At 71.8% G+C, this 17,664-nt stretch carries 13 protein-coding genes; 8 read left to right on the top strand and 5 right to left on the bottom strand.

Translation table 11 applies throughout. The features are described 5' to 3' along the window. The first annotated feature begins 100 nt into the window (after positions 1-100). From OG247_RS02110 to OG247_RS02095, 4 genes are all read left to right on the top strand, one after another. Entirely contained in the window at positions 101-4,066 is a 3,966-nt protein-coding gene (locus OG247_RS02110; protein WP_327250542.1) for a GTPase, read from the top strand. After that, a complete protein-coding gene (locus OG247_RS02105) occupies positions 4,066-6,003 on the top strand; it encodes a GTPase domain-containing protein (protein WP_327250541.1) in 1,938 nt (645 codons plus the stop codon). Before OG247_RS02110 ends, OG247_RS02105 begins: the two co-directional genes overlap by 1 nt. After that, positions 6,000-7,034 carry a toll/interleukin-1 receptor domain-containing protein gene (locus OG247_RS02100; RefSeq protein WP_327250540.1) on the top strand — a complete coding sequence of 345 codons (1,035 nt, stop codon included), beginning with the start codon at positions 6,000-6,002 and terminating at the stop codon, positions 7,032-7,034. Before OG247_RS02105 ends, OG247_RS02100 begins: the two co-directional genes overlap by 4 nt. 65 nt (positions 7,035-7,099) lie before the next feature. Continuing rightward, positions 7,100-9,367 carry a TIR domain-containing protein gene (locus tag OG247_RS02095; RefSeq protein ID WP_327250539.1) on the top strand — a complete coding sequence of 756 codons (2,268 nt, stop codon included), beginning with the start codon at positions 7,100-7,102 and terminating at the stop codon, positions 9,365-9,367. Between the two features lie 70 nt (positions 9,368-9,437). Here OG247_RS02095 and OG247_RS02090 read toward each other — a convergent pair whose 3' ends face one another. From OG247_RS02090 to OG247_RS02080, 3 genes are all read right to left on the bottom strand, one after another. Next, complete coding sequence (locus OG247_RS02090) at positions 9,438-9,881, bottom strand: IPT/TIG domain-containing protein (protein ID WP_327250538.1); 444 nt, start codon at positions 9,879-9,881, stop codon at positions 9,438-9,440. A 168-nt stretch (positions 9,882-10,049) separates the two neighbouring features. Continuing rightward, complete coding sequence (locus OG247_RS02085; RefSeq protein ID WP_327250537.1) at positions 10,050-10,784, bottom strand: hypothetical protein; 735 nt, start codon at positions 10,782-10,784, stop codon at positions 10,050-10,052. Between the two features lie 303 nt (positions 10,785-11,087). After that, positions 11,088-12,218, bottom strand: coding sequence for an NADH:flavin oxidoreductase (locus OG247_RS02080; RefSeq protein WP_327250536.1), 1,131 nt, complete (start codon positions 12,216-12,218; stop codon positions 11,088-11,090). A gap of 222 nt (positions 12,219-12,440) precedes the next feature. On the opposite strand from OG247_RS02080, the gene OG247_RS02075 reads away from it, so the two are divergent. Both OG247_RS02075 and OG247_RS02070 read left to right on the top strand, forming a co-directional pair. After that, positions 12,441-12,881 carry a MarR family winged helix-turn-helix transcriptional regulator gene (locus tag OG247_RS02075; RefSeq protein WP_327257309.1) on the top strand — a complete coding sequence of 147 codons (441 nt, stop codon included), beginning with the start codon at positions 12,441-12,443 and terminating at the stop codon, positions 12,879-12,881. 191 nt (positions 12,882-13,072) lie between these two features. Further along, the gene (locus tag OG247_RS02070; RefSeq protein ID WP_327250535.1) at positions 13,073-13,399 is read left to right on the top strand and encodes a hypothetical protein; all 327 of its coding nucleotides are present in this window, start codon (positions 13,073-13,075) and stop codon (positions 13,397-13,399) included. Between the two features lie 19 nt (positions 13,400-13,418). On the opposite strand, the gene OG247_RS02065 is transcribed toward OG247_RS02070, so the two are convergent. Further along, positions 13,419-13,838 (bottom strand): hypothetical protein, encoded by a 420-nt coding sequence (locus OG247_RS02065; protein ID WP_327250534.1) that lies wholly within the window; start codon positions 13,836-13,838, stop codon positions 13,419-13,421. A 75-nt stretch (positions 13,839-13,913) separates the two neighbouring features. Here OG247_RS02065 and OG247_RS02060 point away from each other — a divergent pair, with 75 nt between their 5' ends. Together OG247_RS02060 and OG247_RS02055 are read left to right on the top strand one after the other, a co-directional pair. Then, positions 13,914-14,315 (top strand): hypothetical protein, encoded by a 402-nt coding sequence (locus OG247_RS02060; RefSeq protein WP_327250533.1) that lies wholly within the window; start codon positions 13,914-13,916, stop codon positions 14,313-14,315. A gap of 151 nt (positions 14,316-14,466) precedes the next feature. Next, on the top strand, positions 14,467-14,937 hold the full coding sequence (locus tag OG247_RS02055) for a hypothetical protein (protein ID WP_327250532.1): 471 nt from the start codon (positions 14,467-14,469) through the stop codon (positions 14,935-14,937). Between the two features lie 188 nt (positions 14,938-15,125). On the opposite strand, the gene OG247_RS02050 is transcribed toward OG247_RS02055, so the two are convergent. Further along, positions 15,126-17,462 (bottom strand): M9 family metallopeptidase, encoded by a 2,337-nt coding sequence (locus tag OG247_RS02050; protein ID WP_327250531.1) that lies wholly within the window; start codon positions 17,460-17,462, stop codon positions 15,126-15,128. Positions 17,463-17,664: the final 202 nt, after the last annotated feature.

The raw sequence follows: 17,664 nt of genomic DNA, 5'->3' as shown, positions 1-17,664 counted from the left end.
GCTCTCCCGGGAGGCTTGGGCCTCCCGGGGCCGGGGGAGGATCCGTGGCGGCGCTCCCGAGGGGCGGGGTCCGCGTCGGGGCGACGGAGGCACGGGACACATGGGAGAGAACGGGCTGGCCGCGGCCGCCGAGAGAGCGGTGGCCGACAGCGCCCCGATGGTCGAGCGGCTGCGTACCCTGACGTCCGACCTGGCGAAGGAGCTCGCCCCACCGGAGCGGGCCGGCGAAGACTCCTCGGGGCTGCTGGCCGAGGAGCGCGCGGTGCGGGAGCGGGCCGTGGCCGCCGTGCGGGAGCTGGCCGTGTCCCGGCTGGAATCCATGGACACCTTCAACGTCGTCCTGTTCGGCCGGACCAACTGCGGCAAGAGCACCCTCGTCGAGGCACTCACCGGAGGCAGCGGCTTACGGATCTCCACCGGGGACATCGACTACACCACCACGGTGGACGTGGCCGCGTGGCAGGGGCTGCGCGTGTACGACACCCCGGGCACCAACGGCTGGCGGGCCGACGGCGCGAACCAGGACCTGGAGGAGGCCGCCCGCCGTGCCGTCCTGGTCGCCGACGTGGTCCTGCTCTGTTTCGACACCCTGCACCAGCTCGAGGGCGAGTTCGCCAAGGTGGCCGAGTGGGTGCTGGCCTACGGGAAGCCCGCCGTCGCGGTGCTCAACGTCCGCAACCGCTACTGGCGGGACCCCGCACAGGTCACCTCCGGTGACCGGCGCTCCCAGCTGTCCGTCAAGGTGGCCGAGCACGCCTCCAACATTCGTGAGCACCTGGGCGTTCACGGCCTCGCCCGGGTCCCCTTGGTCGCGATCAGCGCCCAGCGGGCCGTCGCCGCGCGGGGCGCGGAGGACTACCAGGGGCCCGACGGGGAGACCATCGCCCTCCTGCGTGACCTCAGCGGCGAGCTGATGCGCCGCGGCGGCCGCGACCTCCCGTACCGGGACGGCCGCGAGCTGCTCCTCGCCTGGTCCAACCTGCCCGCGCTGGAGAGCCTGCTCGTGGCGGCGGTCACCGAGGGGGCCCAGGACCTGCGGCTCGGTGCCCTCACCGGCCGGCTCACCGGTGCCTTCACCGAGGTCGCCGGGGAACTGACCCGCGTCCTGACCCATCCGGTCACCGCCTACGGCGAGCAGTACGAGGAGGGCCTCGAGGAACTGCTGACCGCGCTGGGCCGCCCACCGTCGCCCCGCCCGGCCGCCACGGACGCCGAAGCGGACCGGAACACCGCGTTCAGGGCTCTGGGTACGGCACTCGGCGAGCTGGAACGGCTGCGCGGCAGCCGCTTCGAGGCGACCTCCACCGGTGAAGTGCGCGGCTATCTGAAACACCGGCTGGCCGCCCGGATCGCCCTGCTCCGCGCGCAGGCGGAGAACCGGGCCGAGCAACTGGTGGAGAGCGGGTTCCGCGACCGCAGGGAGATATCCGACGAGGAGTTCTCCCGGACGGTGTTCTCCGTGAAGACCGTTGCCGACGCGGTGGACGCCGTCATCGCGCAGTTCGAGACCCATCTGCTCGCCCGGCTCTCGCTGACCGCCGCCGAGGCACGCGCCAACCTGAAGGCGGTGGCAGCCCCCACGGTCCGGGTGGCCGGCGACGCCGGCAGCGGCATGCGCCGCCTGGGATTCTGGTCGGGCGGCGTCAGCTCCGCCGGCGGCATCCTCGGCCCCGCCCTGACCGCGGCCGTGGTGTTCCACTTCTGGAACCCGGTCGGCTGGGTGGCCGCGGGCGTGGCGGTCACCGCCTCCCTCGCGTACGTGGGCGGGCAGGTGCTCAGCCGCTTCGGCCTTGGCCGGGCGGCCCGGCAGCGCGAGGCCGCACGGATCGAGAGCCGGCAGGAGGTACGGCGCGCTGTCCGCGGACACTTCGCGGACATCGAGGCCCAGGTGCTCGCACAGGGCGGGCAACGCGTCCACGACACGCTCCTGCGTGCGGCGCCTCCCCTGGTCACGGAAGCCCTGGCCCTGCGACGGATCGCGGCCGACGCGGCCAGAGACTCCGAACGCCTCCTCCACGCGGCCGCGGGGCTGCCCGAGATCCGCGAACCGGCCGGTGTGCTGCGCGAGGCCATGGGCCGGATCGAGCGCGAACGCGACGTCGCCGACGCGCCGGACCGGTACTGGCTGGGATCCTCATGGTGCGAAGACCCCTTCAACCTGGCCGAACCCGCCTCCGAGGAACCTGCCGGCGGCCGCTCCCGGTCCACGCCCCGCTTCACCGAGAGCCTCTTCATGAGGCTGCGCTCCGCCTTTTCGGCCCGCTCCCTGGTCCCGGCTCCCGGCAGCGGACGACAGTGGCTGGCACTGCTGCACCAGGAACTCGACGAGACTCCCGAAGCCCTGCCGCTCCTCGCGGAACTGGACGCGCTCGCCGCGGATCCGCGGCCCCGTGTCGTCGTCGCCGGGGCGACGAACTCCGGCAAGTCCGCCTTCGTCCGGCGGCTGCTGATCGAGTCCGGACTGCCGGTGCCCGATGCCCTGCGCAGCGCTCCCGGCCCCGTCACCGCGACCGCCTCCGCACACGAATGGGAGGGGATGCTCCTCGTCGACACACCGGGGTTCCAGAGCGGCATCGAACCGCACACGGCCGCGGCGGTCGCCGCGCTCGCCGACGCGGCCACCGTCTTCTACCTCGTCGGGCCGGATCTCGTCACCGGCGACCGGGCCGACCTGGCGCTGCTGCTGTGCGGAAACCCGGAGGAGGGCCGCGCGGCCAAGGCCGACCGGGTCGTCTTCGTCATCAACAAGATCGACCAACTGGCCCCCGACCCGCGCCTCGGCCATGTGTTCCGGACGATGGTCGAGGGACGGGAAGCCGCCCTGCGCCTCTACCTCGACCGCTTGGCCTCCAAGGGGCCGAAGGGCCCGGGCACGGTCAAGGACGCCGCCCGCCCCCGGAGCCCCGGCCATCAGGTCGTCTCCATGGCCGCCGCCCCCGGAGAACTCCGCTACGACACCGCGCGCGCCCACGACGCCTTCCGCGACTGGGACGGCTTCCGGGACTTCGCCGCGCAGCTCCGCGGACTCCGTACGGACCTTCGGCGCAACGCGGTCGACGTCACCGTGCTGCACGGCGGCCTGGCCCGCCTCGCCGAACTGACGGATGCCGAGCGGCGGCGGGCGACGCGGCTCGAACAGCGCATCGCCCGGCTCGGCGAGCTGGCCGAGGAGGCCGAGGCCGGTGCGCGCACGGGCCGGGACCTCGTCGCCGCGGCGGTGCAGGACGCCCGGCAGTCGGCCCGGGAGTTCACCGCCGGACTCGTGGACGCGGCCCTGGCCCCCGGGCTGGACAATCCCCTCCGCAAGACGCGCGGCGCCCGGCTCGACCACTGGTCCGCCGACCCGGAGTTCACCGCTCTCTGGGAAGAGGCCCGCGCCGAGGCCGTAGGGCGCGCCGAGGAGTGGTTCGCCGACGTCCGTGCCGCGCTGCGGCGCCGGCTGACATCGAAGCGCTTCCGCCTCGCCTTTCCCGAAGGACTGCCGGCGACCGACACCGCCGTCCTCGACACGATGACACCGCACGGCACGGACACCGGTGCCCTGCTGCGCGACACCGCCGTCGCCGCAGGCAGCCTGGCCCAACTGAATCCGGAGGACCTGTCCGCCTTCGGTGATCACCTGGGCGTGTTGATCGACCACGACCAGGCAGTGGCGATCCTGGACGGCCTGGCGGTGGGCAGCGGCTTCCTGAAGATCTTGAACTCCATCAGCAGGATCGCCAAGCTCATGTCGGTGACCGCCGAGGAGCAGCAGGTGGAGGCAGCCCGCAAGGCACTGCTCGCGGCCGTCGGCGACTCCGCCGACACCTGGGCGACGGGAGTGCGCGGCGGGCTCGCCCCGGTCGAGGCGATCTGCGGTCGCCTCGACGCCCTGGCCATGCGCTACACCGACCGCCAGAACGAGGCGCTGGACGAACTCGGCGGAACACGCAAGCGCCTGAGGGCCTACGAGGCGGCGGCCGGCGGAGCCACCACCCGGCTCGGCATCCCCGCCCTGCCGGCGCAGCGCCGAGGCAGCCCCCTCCCCACCCGCACTCCGTACCCCTCCCACCGGAAGGGCCTGTGATGACCGGACCGGAAGCCGGCGGCGACTGGATCACACGGATCCGCGCGGCCTACCGAACGGCCGCCGGCGACACCGCCGCCGACCTCGCGGACGCCGTCTGGGCGGAGGCGGCGGAGCGACCCGAGCCCACGGTGGTCCTCTTCGGCACCCAGAACTCGGGCAAGACCACCCTGCTGCGCCGCCTGCTGGTCGAGGAGGGGGCCGACGTTCCCTCGTGGGCCGTGGTGAGCGCACGCAAGGAGACCTACCGGAACGGCGAGGCGTGGTCGGCCCGGCTGCGCTACGTGGACACCCCCGGCATCGGCGCCGGAGACAGCGGCCACGCCGAACGCGCCGCGCAGGCCGTGCTGACCGCCGACGCCGTTCTGCTCGTGCTCGACCAGGTGCCCGGCGGAACGTCCGAAGGAGACCTGCTCGCCCTGGTCGGCGGCACGTTCGTGGACCCCTCCCGACCGCACCCCTTTCCTCCCGGAGCCCTGCTGCTGGCCCTGACGAAGAGCGATGACCGCGGCCGTCTCCCCGGAACCCCCGGCTTCGGTGAACTCGCGGCGACGCTCAGCGCCTCCGTACGGGCCAAGCTCCGGGCCGTCCGCAGCCCCGAGCCCCTGCCCGCGATCCACTTCATCACCGCGGACCCGGGCGGCATGACCTCCGACCTGCGAACGGACCAGCTCAGAAAGACCCACTACGCGGCTTCGCGCGCATGGGACGGCATCGCCGGGCTCCGCGACGACCTCGCAGGGCTCGAAGTCCGCACGCCGGAACTGCGCGCGGCCGCCGGAGTCCGCTACTGGAGCGCCCGCTCCCGCCTCGCGATCGACGGGACACGGCGCGACATCGGCGACCTCGAGACGGTGATCGAAGGCGGCGACCTCCGCAGGCAGCGCCACGTCCTGCTGGAGAGCGAACTGGAGGCGCTCCGGGGCGACGCCGTCGCGGAGCTGCGCGCACTGATGCGCGAACGGCTGCGCACTCTCGCCCAAGTCCTCCCCACCGACGTGACCGACGAGACGCTGAGCAAGGCCGCACTCGAGCGGATCGCGCAGATCGCACGAGCGTGGGACGGCAGCTGGACGGCGAAACTCCGCCGCCTCGGCCGGCAGGTCGAGTGGGCCCAGGAGACCTCGCGCTCCCAGCCGGGGAGCCAGGCCTTCCTGGCCTACGCCGACGACGTCGCCGAGATCCTCCGCCACACGATGGACGGTGGCGCCCCGTCCCCGGGGGGCGCCACCGGCCGGACCGACCAGGCCGTCTGGCTGAACCTCGCATCGATCAACTCGGCCATCCAGCAGCTGACCGCCCGCAAGGTCGAACGGGCCCACGGCGACGCGATGCGGACGGCGCACCAGCAGCTGACGGCCTTCCTCGAAGCACACCGGGGGGAGGGGGCGCCCATCCGGTCCGACCGTTCCGCGGTGTCAGACGGCCACGATGTTCCGGACGGCCGTCCCGGCCACACACCGGGTTCGGCGGAGCCGGGACAGCCGGAGTGGAACGAACAGGCCTCGGCTTCCGATTCCGGGAGCGCCCCCGCGACCGCCGATTCCGGCAGCGTGCGGACGCTCGACGAGGGCTCCCCGGGCGACCCACCGGCGTTCTCCACCGCCGGGCACGATCATTTCGCGGCCTCCCTGGCGGGACCCGTGACGCAGAGCCTCACGACCCTCTACCAGTTGTGGCGCGTCCACCACAACGAGCAACGGGAACAGCTCCGGTCGAGCGAAGAGGCGGCGCTGCGCCGACGGATCGAGGCCCTCGCGGAAACGCTCGCCACCGTCTCCGAGAGCGACTGGGTGCGCGAGGCCGACCTGCTCGCCGAGACCATAGTGACCCGGCAGACGCCCGACGCCCTCCTCGCGCCGGTCCGCGCCCGGCACGCCGAACTGGTGCAGGCCGCCGCCCACTTGGAGGACCTTCTCGCCCGGGCGCCACGATGACCACGGACGATCCGGCGGCCCCGCCCGCACCGCCCCGGGTCTTCCTCTGTCACGCCACGGCGGACCGCGCCTTCGCCGAGAGCCTGGGGCGAGGACTGGCCGCGAACGGAGTCGTGACCTGGGCTGACTTCTGGGAGGTCCGGTACGGCGACAGCCTGGGCCGAAAACTCTACGTCGAAGGGATCGGCGGCGCCGACGCGTTCATCCTCGTCCACTCGCCGCACTGGGCCCACGACCCCTGGCTGGCCGATCAGTTGGACGTCATGACGGTGCGCCGCATCGAGAACGGGTGCCGCCTCGTCCCCGTGCTGCTGGGCAGTGCTCCCGCGCCGGCGCCGCTCGCCCACCTGCACCCCCTGAGGACCGGGCGCTCGGAACCGGAGGTCCTGCGGGCCGCCGTGGAGATCGCCCGGACGCTCTACGGGATCGACGACCGGCCCCCGGTCCTCACACCGTCCTGGCTCCACGGCGGCGAAGGGCCGGGGAGGTCGGTCCGTACGCCGCCGCCCGCCAGGGACGAGACCTCACGCCCTCCGCCCTTCCCCGGCCTGCCCGAGGAGCACCTCACCCTGCTGCGCCTGCTGCTCCGCCAAGCCCTGGAGGTCGACGAACTCGGCCCGCTGCCCTGGCCGGAGGAGGCTTCGGCGGAGAGCGGGGTTCCCTCGCAACTCGGTGAACGCGAGCGAGCCCTGGGCGCACTGGAAGCGGAGGGCCTGGCCTCCGCGACCCGGCACCGGGGCCGGATCCTCTGGTGCGAGCTGACTCCCCAGGGATATCACCGGGCCGCACCCTCGGTCGTACCGGACCTGGACGCCGTGCGCCGCCGGGTGGTCGCGCACCTGACCGGCCACCGGCCGGAGGACCCCGCCCTCCGTGACACCGACCTGGCCAGGGCGGCCGACGCCCCTCTTCTGGTGGTCCGCCAGCAGCTGGAGGAGCTCGTCGCGGACCGGCGCGTCACACTGCTCCGGCCGCGCGGAGGACTGCTGCTGACAGGGGTGGACCCGGCACTGCGCGCCGGGACGACGTGAACCACCGGCTCGGCCGCATGACGGCGCAGTAGGGTGATCGCGGGCCGGGGGAGGAACGGGGCACGATGCGTGTAGTGGTCAACCATGTCGGACCTGACCGGAGTTGGGCCGAATGGATCGCCTGGGAACTCCGGCGCGCCGGACACCGTGTGGTCACCGATCCATGGGACTGGTCCACTCAGCTGGTCACCGACCGCCTGGACGCCGACGCGGGCGCGGACACCGTGGTGCTGCTGTTGGTGTCCCGCGCGTACCTCGAAAGCGAGTGGACCGCGGGGGAATGGTCCACCGCGGTCGGAGACGTCGTCGCCCGACTGGTGCCGGTGCTCGTGGAGCCGGTGCCGAGACACCTGCTGCCCCCCGCCCTGGCGGCACGGATGATGCTCCCGCTGTACGCGGAAGGGGAACACGACGCAGTCCGGTCCCTCCTGGCCGCGGTCGACGGTGTCGCCCGCCGGCTCATCCCTCCGGACAACGCGCCGGCCAAGGGCGATCCGCCCCCGTGGCACCGGGAACCGGACCTGCGGGAACCAGTGGAAAGCGAACCGGAGGAATACGACCACGCCCCGCAAGAGGAGGACACGGAACCCACCGGAGCGGAGGGCTCCGCGGAAGCGCCGCCGCGCCACCCGGCCGCCGCGTCCCCCGCGCTGACCAATCTCGCTCCGGCCGTGAACGCGGACCTCGGCCGTGAATCCCTGTTCCAGATGCTGCGGGAGAAACTGCTCGGCCGCGGCGGCGCCCCGGTCGACGCCGTGCCGGGGGCCGACGGCATCGGCGCCGAGGAAGTGGCCCGCGAGTACGCCCGGCGCTTCGGCTCGCAGTACGACCTGGTATGGCGGGTGCCGGCGACCGACCGGACCTCGCTGCGCACCGCGTACGCCGAACTCGCCGACTCGCTCGGCGTTCCCCGCGGTGAGCGCGGCGACCGGCCGGCGGATCTCCTCGCCCATCTGGGCCGACGCGACCGCTGGCTGCTCGTCCTGGCAGGGGCGGCGGCGCCCGCGGCCCTCGACGCGCTGCTCCCGCCCCGGTCCGGCCACACCCTGATCCTGTCGGCCGATGCCGCATGGACGGAGGTCTACTCCGGGCGCCGCGACCAGCCCCCGTCGATTCCGGAACCGCCCACGCCCAAACGGATCCTGGCCGTGGCGACCGAGTGGTCCTCCCGGCGCGGAGGCCTGAGCACCTTCAACCGCCGGCTGTGCCGCGGGCTCGCCGCCGCCGGCGCCACGGTGTACTGCCTGGTTCCCACGGCCGACGACGAAGAACGCGACGATGCCCGGAAGTCGAAGGTGACCCTGCTGGAGGCAGGGCACGGGCGGGGGCCCGCCTGGGCGGGGGAGTGGGCGCTGTTCCGCAAACCGTCCGAACAGATGCTGCCGATGCCGCCGGACGCGGTCATCGGCCACGGCCGTATCACCGGCAGAGCGGCGCAGATCCTGGCCGACGACCACTACCCGGGCGCGGCCCGCGTGCACATCCTGCACATGGATCCGGACGATCTCGAATGGCTCAAGGACCACCGCGCGGGACAGGCCGCCCTGGTCGCCGCCGAGCGAAACAGCGTGGAGGTGGACCTCGGCGGCAGCGCCGACCACCCTTTCGCCGTGGGCCGGGTGCTGTGGAACAGGTACGCGGCGGACTTCTCCGACCGGCCCCTGGAAGAGCTGGTACCGGGATTCGACGGCCCCGAGTCGGCGCTCCTCTCCTCCCTGCCGACCGTCCCGCCCGAACCGCGCCTGCCGCCACCCGGAAGCCCCCGCGTACTGGTCCTCGGACGGACCGAGGACGTAAAGGTCAAGGGGCTCGACACGGCATCGGCAGCGCTGTCGCTGCTGGTGGACCGGTGCGAGGAACTCGCGGACACCCGGCTCATCGTCAGAGGGGTTTCAGCGGACGGGGACGCGGTGAACCGGCTCACGGAACTGCTGGAGACCGGACCGCACCTCGTGATCAGACCGTTCAGCGCGAACGCCCGCGAGCGCTCCAAAGACCTGAGCGGAGCGAGTCTCCTGGTGCTCCCCTCCCGTGCGGAGGCGTTCGGCCTGTCCGCCGCCGAGGCCATCGCCGCCGGCACCCCCACCCTCGTGAGCAGTACGAGCGGAGTCGCCGCGCTGCTGACGGAAGTCCTGGGCGTGCGGCGTGCCGCCGGCTTCGTCGTGCGCACCCGCGACGACGGCGAGGACGCCGCACGGTGGAGCGAGGCCATGGAGGCCGTTCTGAGCGACCGCCCGGAGGCATTCCGGCGCGCCGCGGAACTCCGGGAGATCCTCCAGGAGGCCTACTCGTGGGCCGGAACGGCAGCCAAACTCCTGGCCGCACTGGCCTGACCGCTCCCGAACCGCTCGCCCTCCACAAGGGGGAACCGGAGCCGGGGCGGCCGGGCGGGATAGGCGGGCGTCAGTCGAGGTAGGTGTAGCCGAGCGGGTTGCTGAGACGCCCGCAGTCGGTGCCCGCGTAGACGGAGACGGTGGCGGCCGTGGGCCACGGGGGTGCGAGGGCGACGATGGAGGTGTCACTGAGCACCACCACGTCCGGGGCTTCCCGGCCGGCGAAGCACCCGTCGGCTCCCAGGGTGCCGAAGAACACCCGGGTATAGGTGCTGAGGCCGGAGCCGGTCAGCGTGACCTGATTGCCGCCGCTCCGAGGGCCGGCATCCGGCTGGAGCGCGACGAGCTGCCCCTGCGGCTCCCCTTCCGGGGAACCGGGCCGGACGAAGGGCGCCCCGGCCGGGCAGTGCCCGGGCCCGGCAGCCTCGGCCCGCGGCGCGGAGTGTCCCAACGGCAGGTTCCACAGGAACACCGCGACGAGCAGAAGCCCGATCCGGCGCCGGGTACGCGTCATGGCGAAGAAGCCTTCCGACGAAGCAGGCGAAACCGGGGGCACCCGGGCCGCCCCATCATGACGAGGCGGTACGAGGCGAATCCAGCACCAACGCCTGATGTCGCGGACGGCCGGGGCGGGCCCGGCCGTTTGGCCGAGGCTCCCGCCCGGAGGTCCGGCCCGGGTCGGCTACCGGGCCAGCCGACGTACGCTGTCGAGCGTGATCTCCCCGATCGCACCGTCCACGATCCGGCAGCTGAAGAAGGCCTCGAAGGGGTCCTTCGACCTGACGATCGGGTTGTTGAGGAAGTCGCCACTCTCGATGAGGTGCGCCGCGGCCGTGGTGCCGTAGCCCCACGAACCCGCCAGGATCAGCACCGTCTTCTCCGGGGCGAAGGGGTTGGCGCACCGGATGATGAGTCCCTGATCGGACTGGAGCCTTTCGCCCGAGTCCACCCGGCAGTCCGTGACCGTGTTCAGCCGGCTGTCGTAGATGGCGCTGTCCTTCCCTTCGGGCCTGCTCGCCTCGCCGAACCGGAGCGTGGTGGTCAGGCTGCCCAGCACCTGAGCCGTCAGAGGGTTGGAGTGCGGGCCGCCTATGAGGATCAGGTTCGACTTGCGCTGGTCGTTCGAGACCTGGTGACCCGGCCCCAGGTCGAAGTCGCGGAAGCCGCTGCGGTGGAGCTGGCCCTTGAGCTTCAAGTAGGCCTCGATGTCTCCGAGCCCGGCGAACCCCGCCCGTTCCCTGCGGTAGTACTCGTCCTCCATGAAACTGCCCACGGCGACCCAGAAGCCCCCGTTCAGGATCGGCCTCCAGAAACCTCTCAGCACCCTTGTCCTGAGGCTGAAGAAGACCCTCCGCCGGGAAGCGCCCGCGGCGAAGGCGATGGCGGCCGCCGCAAGGTTGATCAGCAGATCACGCAAGCCGTCTTCCATACACGATCCCCCTCTTGTGAGGCGCGGCCGTCGGCTCACTCCGGACGGGCCGACGCACAGCGGGTCGGAAGCCGTGGGGTGGGGCAGCGGTGCGCTTCTCGTGAGTATCCCCATGCCGCGTTCATCTGGGCAGACCAACTCCGCCTCGGCATCGGGCAATCCGCCGACGACCGCGCCCTCTGGCACGAACGCCCCGTGACTTCGGCGGACCGATGTCACGGGGCGTTCGCGGGCGGGGCATCCGGCAGCCGTCCGTCCGGACGGCTGCCGGCCACGGCCACCGGCTAGCGGCTACCGGCTGAGCGACTTGAGCGCCGCCGCGTCGTACGGCTTCAGCTCGTCGAAGCGGTTGCCGAGGACCTTGGCCGCCCACTGCGGGTCCTGGAGGAGTGCCCGGCCGACGGCGACCATGTCGAACTCGTCGCGCTCCATGCGGTCGAGGAGGTTGTCGATGTCGCCGAGCGCGGCGCCCTCGCCGGCGAAGGCGCGGAGGAAGTCGCCGTCGAGGCCGACCGAGCCGACCGTGATGGTGGGCCGGCCGGTGAGCTTCTTGGTCCAGCCCGCCAGGTTGAGGTCCGAGCCATCGAACTCCGGGAGCCAGTAGCGCCGGGTGGAGGCGTGGAACGCGTCGACGCCGGCGGCCGCCAGCGGGGCCAGGATGGCCTCCAGTTCCTCCGGGGTCTGCGCGAGCCGCCCGTCGTAGGCCTCCTGCTTCCACTGGGAGTAGCGGAAGATGACCGGGAAGCCGGCCGGGACGCGCTCGCGGACCGCGGCCACGACCTCCGCGGCGAACTTCGTACGGGCCACCGCGTCGCCGCCGTAGGCGTCGGTGCGGCGGTTGGTGCGCTCCCACAGGAACTGGTCGATCAGGTAGCCGTGGGCTCCGTGCAGTTCGACGCCGTCGAAGCCGATCCGCGCGGCCTCCGCGGCGGCGTCGGCGAACGCGCCGATGACGTCGTCGAGGTCCGTGCGGGTCATCGCCTTGCCGGTCCCCTCGGTGCCGTCGACACGGATGCCGGAGGGGCCGACGGCGGGGGCGTCGGGGTACGGTGCCTCGCCCTGCTTGCGCACCATGCCTATGTGCCACAGCTGGGGCACGATCGTGCCGCCCGCCTCGTGCACGGCCGCGGCGACCTTCGTCCACCCCGCCAGCTGGTCCTCGCCGTGGAACCGCGGGACCCGGTCGTTCTGCCCGGCCGAGTCGTGACCGACGTAGGTGCCCTCGGTGACGATCAGGCCGACACCCGCGGCGGCTCGGCTGGCGTAGTACCCCTGCACGTCCTCGCCGGGTACGCCGCCGGGGGAGAACATCCGCGTCATCGGCGCCATCGCGATGCGGTTGGGGACGGTCAGGCCGTTCAGGGTGACGGGCCGGGACAGGATCTCGGCCGCGCGTGAGGCGGTGGCCGTGGTGACGGTCATGCGGGTCCTCCGGGTTGAGGCTGCGGCTCGTCGGGTGACAACGAGAAGTGCATAGTACACAGGCTATGTATCATGCATATTGCAGCGTCCGGCCGTCGTGCCGCGACGCACGCGGGCCGGGCCCTACGGGGGTCCGCCGGTCCCCGGCCGCACAGGTCCGCGATACTGGAGCGTCGGAAGGAGTGGGGAGGCTCAGTGCTGGAGAAACTGGAGCGGGAGCTGATGCTGCTCTCGCGGCACCAGGTGCTGGCCCGGCGCGAGCGTGACCCCGAACGCCTGGAGCGGTCGGCGTACGTGCTGCTCAGCCGTCTCGACACACAAGGCCCCATGTCCATCGGGCAGTTGTCGGAGGCCTTCGGGCTCGACACCTCGACCGTGAACCGCCAGACGGCCGCGCTCCTGCGGTGCGGACTGGCCGAGCGCCTCGCGGACCCGGAAGGCGGCATGGCCCGCAAGCTGCGCGTCACCGTGGAGGGCGGGCGCCGGCTCGCCGAAGACCGTGAGGTCAACCGGTCCTGCCTGGCCCGGGTGGTCGCAGACTGGTCCCCTGAGGAAGTGCGGCAGCTGGAGGACGCCCTGGTCCGGCTCAACCGCAGCGCCGAGGCCCTCGAGGGGCGGTGCTGGCCGCGCACGGAGGAAGGCGACACCACCTGCTCGCGGTGAGTTTCGGCGGGTAACCGAAGGCGCCTGGAGGGGTGTTCCCCCGCTCATCTCCTTGCCGGGGAGGCCGGACTCGCGGACGATGCTGCAAGGCCCCTTCCGTCCGGCTCCACCGGGCCGTTTGCCGGGGGCGTCGAACAAAAGGGGGAAAAGTGGCAAACCGTCGCATTCCGGGAAAGCGTTCCCGTACGGCCGTGTCCGCATTGGTACCGCTCTTCGTGCTCGCCGGGCTGCTGCTGGGCCCGGCGGCGACCGCCACGGCAGCCGCGGCGTCCGTCCGCCAGGCTCCCACGGCCGCGGCCCTCCCGCAGAGCCCCCTCCTGGCCGGCGCCGGCGCGGTGACCGTCCTGCGCGCCCCGACGTCGTCCCAAGTCCAGGCAACCAGCGGCAACAAGAAGAAAAAGAAGAGCAAGAAGAAGGGCGGGTTCTTCAAGACCCTCGTCATCGTCGTGCTCCTCGTCATCGTCGTGCTCGCGATCCTTTTCGCGGCGCGCATGGTTTTGCGCCGCAGGTCCTCCTAGGCTTTGGCCGGCCGGCCGGTCAGTGTGCCGCGGGGTCGATGTTGCAGCTGGCCCGGCGGCGCCCAATGGCGACCAGAGCGTGGTGGAGGGCGTCGAGATCGGCGCGTCGGACCTCGTGGATGGCCCCTTCGGCCGGCTCTAGCCCGGGGCCGATCGCCTCGTCCGCCTCGTGGGGGTCGCGGCGCAGGATGATCCCCGTGGGAGGGTCGAAGGACCGAAGGGCGTGAACGAGGGTCCTGCGGTCGCGTTCTCCCCGGGCGTCGGGACGGTGGAGGGTGACCACGGCGATGTCCGGAAGCAGAACGCGGGCCTGCGCCAAGGCGACGTCGGCGTCGCGGGTGTGGGCGACGATGCGGAAGTGCGGCCCCGCGTGAATGCACGTACGGAGGGCTTCCAACTCGGCACCGTCCGCCACGCCCGTCACCAGAACGGTCATCATGGCCCCATTCTTCACAGAATCTGCAATTCTGGCCGTCCGGGGTCGTCGTCCGGATGCGGGGCTACCCTCCACAAGATGGAACGTGGAGAGGTACTCAAGCGAGTCATCGGCATCCTCACCGAGGCTCAGGACATCCGGCGGGCCGCCGAGTCCGGCCGGGAGGACCCCGGCCATGACGACGGGGCGGCGGGTGACGGGCCGGCGGGTGACGGGCCGGCGGTCGGAGTGGCCACGACGCTCCTGAACGAGATGCTCCCGTCGATCAAGGTGCCGGTCGACGCGTCGCCGAAGGAGGTGGCGACCCTGGTCGCCGAGGCCCTGGGCCCGGCCCTGCACACGATGGTTTCCGGATTCAGCCTGGCGTTCACCAGTCTCGCGATCGCCCATGACAACGGGCGTACGGACCTTTCCGCGATCGACGTCCTCCAGGAACTCGCCCTCGAGGTCGAGGCGGGGGTCTACGACGAGGGGCCGTAGCGCGGCCCGCGCCGGGAGAGTGTCGTGTGGCGGCCTGGCGGAGTTCAGGCGGTGAACACGCTCCGTTCTGATGACATGTGAAATATCACATGTCATAAGCACCGGCCGGGAACCCTCGGACGGTGCTCCATCACAAGGAGAACGAACCGCGATGAACCGCTTAGCCCTGCTCGCAGCCAGTGCCATGAGTCTGGCCGTCTGCACGATCACTCCGGCCGCCGCCGCCGCCACCACCGCCGCCGCCCCGCCGGCAGGCACGACCGAGACGGTCACCTCCTGCGGCAGCTCCGGCCTCCAGGCGGGTCTGGCCACACGGGTGTGCGCGGAGATCACCGGCACGACCGTGACGTTCTACGGGAAGGTCGGCCTTGCCGGCCCGCCCTCCCCGGGCAGCCCGCAACCCGCGGCCAAGGAACTGCTGACCACCCTGACCGTGGAGACCGTCGGAGCCGCCTCGCCCCAGACGCAGGTCAAGCCGGTCCTCTTCACCTCCGCCACCCTCGAGGTGCGTGCTCCCGCCGCCACCGCTTCGTGCGGTTCCACCGTCCGAGGCACCTTCGGCGTGGCCGCGTACCCCCGTGCGGCCAGTCCGGTGGTCCACGAGGTCACCCTCACCTGCTGAGGCCTCCCGCACACACGGCTCCTACCGCCAGGCGCCGTTGCTTCCCGTAGAGCCCCATCGGTGAGATGACCTGGAGGCCGACCGGCGCCCGCAAGGCAGCCGGCAGTCGGCCGTGTGCCGGGCGGTCCTTGCCCTCCGTCATCGGATGGCAAGGACCGCCGTCACGTTTCAGGACCCGGTGGACCGGCTCACTTGGACTGCGTGGAGAGGCTCACCCCGCTGAAGTCCTGCGCGGCGGCGAGGCTGAAGTACACCCACCCGGACGGCGGGTTGTCCACCGTCAGGGTCTCGCCGTTGCCGGAGTTGGTGGACTTCGCCTGGTGGCTGCTCGTGGTGGCCCAGCTGCTGCCGCCGTAGTACAGGTCGGCATTGCCGGTGCCGCCGCTGCTGGTGATGGTCAGCTGCTTGACGCCGGCCGGCAGGTACACGAAGTGGTAGCTGTAGTTCCCGGTGTTGGCCGCGAGGTTGTCCCGCCGGCAGTTCTTGTCGAACTGCCGGGGGTCGCTGATGGTGCACACCGGGGTGGAGGGAGCCTCCGGCAGGGGGCCGCAGTCGTTGGTCGCGCAGGCGGTCGTCAGCCAGGTGGCGAAGCCGGCGTCGTACGTGGTGCCGATGGTCTGCTTCAGGAACGTGCGGGCACCGTTCCAGTCGCCGGTGCGGTACTTGCCCAGCACGGTCTCGACGTCGGCGGGGTGCGCCTGCAGCATGTAGCGGACCGCGAGGAAGCCCCAGCGGTAGACCCGGTTCGAGTTGACCTCGGGGTCCGCGTCCTGGCCGTAGACGGTGTCGAAGAGGTCGCTGAGCTTGTAGGTCTTCTTGCCGGCCTCGGCGATCGCGTCGGCGTTGCGCTCTCCCCGGTAGCCGAACGAGATGTTCTCGGCGATGCCCTCGACCCACCAGATGGTCGGCGTCACGATGCCGGCCTCGAAGTCGCCGGCCATGTTGTAGCGGCCGTCGAGGTAATGCGTGTACTCGTGGTTGAGGTTCCAGATCTGGAAGTCCGGGCGCAGCCAGTGGGCTTCGTGGGCGATGAAGCGGGCCTGGTTGCCGGCGGCGGCAGGGTTGCCCTCCTCGTACATGCCGCCGTTGTCGACGTCGATGTCGTAGATGGCCCAGGCGTACAGCGAGTAGTTGGTGTAGTCGTCGAAGACGACGACCTCGAGGTTGGTGTTCACGTCACCGGGGATCGCGCCCTTGTCGCCGATGACCCGGTGGAAGTAGGCGTCCTGGTTGACCAGGCTGGTGCAGGTGCCCTCCAGCTGCCCGGGGGACATGTCCTGGGCGCGGATCTTCAGTCCCGGGGTGCAGGTGTGCTGGATCGGCAGGATGGCCGGGAGCACGCGTGCGCCGAGGTCGCAGATGCCGTAGGCCGCGCAGTTGTTCCTGTCGTACTGGCGTGTGTACCAGCCCAGGTTCATGGTGATCGGCGCGGTGGGTCCGACGTTCGGGTAGCGGTTGATCAGGTCCTTCAGCAGCGGGCGGACCCGCTCCTTGAGCTCGGGGACGTCCAGGGCGTAGCCGAGGAAGCGGCCGACGTTGCTGACGACGTCCAGGCGGTTGAGCTGCGCGCCGTTGCGCGTGATGAATCCGGCCCAGGTGTTGAGGATGCTGGGATCGGCCTTGAGGGCGGCCCGCCAGCCGCGGTCGTCGTTCTTGGCCTTGAAGCCGTTCTCGACGACCCACTCGACGTGCTGCATCGCGAGGTTCATCTGGCCGGGCCAGGTGCCGTCGTAGCTGCCGAGCATCCACTTGACGACGCCCGCGTAGCGGCCGGCCGCGTGCGTGCTGTCGATCAGGGTGACGACCTCGTTCAGGATCTCGCCGTTGGCGTCCGTGACGTCCTTGCTGCGCGGGGAGGCGAAGAAGGCGTCCAGCGCGCCGCGCGCGGCACCGTCGAGCGCCGTGCCGTAGGGGCCGACGACATCCCCGTTGTTGTCCTGCACGTAGTAGCCGGCCCGCAGGAACAGCACCAACTGCCCGACGGCGGTGCTGTTGCCGCCCGCATAGGTGGCGGAGGCGTCGCGCAGTGCGTTGGCGACGGTCACCATCTGGGCTTCGTTGAAGGCCTTCCGCGCGTTCTCCCCGGTGAGGTTGAACAGCGGGTACGTACAGGTGATCCGGGGGAGCGCCTTGAGCTGCTGGACCAGGGCGGTGCCGGTCGCGTTGATCACGCCGGAGAGGTCGCCGCACTCGTCCCCGGCGGCGGCCGAGGAACGCCGGCCGTCCTTGCCGGACTTGGCCGGCTGTACGGGCTTGACGGTCGGGGCGGGGGCGGACTCCTCGGTGCTGTCCTGCGAGGAGATCCGGAAGCGGGAGCTGTTGCTCATCGCATCGGGCGACTTGGGAACCGGGATGGACCGCGGCGCCGGGGCCGCGGTTCCACGTGCGTACGCACTGGCCGGGGTCGTGGAGCCGGCGGAGGCGGCCTGGCTCTGTGGCGCGAGCAGGCCGAGCGCAATGAAGACGGCTGCGCCCAGCGCGGGAAGTCTGCGCGTGTTGGCCTTCGATATCCGGAAGGGATGCATCTGCGGGGGCCTCCGGGGCCGTTGTGGCCACGTGCTGGAAACACGGGCGATTGGTGTGTGACATGTAAAATTTCACATGTCGCATCGCGCCGGAAGTCTTTTGGCTGGATTGCCGCCCGGCGCAATCGAAACGTTGCCGACCGTCGGCTCCGCTCTCGTGCCCGAAAGCAAGGACCCGCCCGCCACGGTTCGTGGCGGGCGG

This window comes from Streptomyces sp. NBC_01244 (assembly GCF_035987325.1).
Classification (GTDB): Bacteria; Actinomycetota; Actinomycetes; order Streptomycetales; family Streptomycetaceae; genus Streptomyces.
This window is presented reverse-complemented; position numbering and strand designations above follow the sequence as displayed.

What these genes read in the sequence shown, in the direction of transcription:
- OG247_RS02095 (WP_327250539.1), top strand. Translation starts at nt 7,100, where the DNA reads ATGCGTGTAGTGGTCAACCATGTCGGACCTGACCGGAGTTGGGCCGAA.
- OG247_RS02050 (WP_327250531.1), bottom strand. Translation starts at nt 17,462, where the DNA reads ATGCATCCCTTCCGGATATCGAAGGCCAACACGCGCAGACTTCCCGCG.
- OG247_RS02100 (WP_327250540.1), top strand. Translation starts at nt 6,000, where the DNA reads ATGACCACGGACGATCCGGCGGCCCCGCCCGCACCGCCCCGGGTCTTC.
- OG247_RS02055 (WP_327250532.1), top strand. Translation starts at nt 14,467, where the DNA reads ATGAACCGCTTAGCCCTGCTCGCAGCCAGTGCCATGAGTCTGGCCGTC.
- OG247_RS02075 (WP_327257309.1), top strand. Translation starts at nt 12,441, where the DNA reads ATGCTGCTCTCGCGGCACCAGGTGCTGGCCCGGCGCGAGCGTGACCCC.
- OG247_RS02080 (WP_327250536.1), bottom strand. Translation starts at nt 12,218, where the DNA reads ATGACCGTCACCACGGCCACCGCCTCACGCGCGGCCGAGATCCTGTCC.
- OG247_RS02110 (WP_327250542.1), top strand. Translation starts at nt 101, where the DNA reads ATGGGAGAGAACGGGCTGGCCGCGGCCGCCGAGAGAGCGGTGGCCGAC.
- OG247_RS02105 (WP_327250541.1), top strand. Translation starts at nt 4,066, where the DNA reads ATGACCGGACCGGAAGCCGGCGGCGACTGGATCACACGGATCCGCGCG.
- OG247_RS02065 (WP_327250534.1), bottom strand. Translation starts at nt 13,838, where the DNA reads ATGATGACCGTTCTGGTGACGGGCGTGGCGGACGGTGCCGAGTTGGAA.
- OG247_RS02090 (WP_327250538.1), bottom strand. Translation starts at nt 9,881, where the DNA reads ATGACGCGTACCCGGCGCCGGATCGGGCTTCTGCTCGTCGCGGTGTTC.
- OG247_RS02060 (WP_327250533.1), top strand. Translation starts at nt 13,914, where the DNA reads ATGGAACGTGGAGAGGTACTCAAGCGAGTCATCGGCATCCTCACCGAG.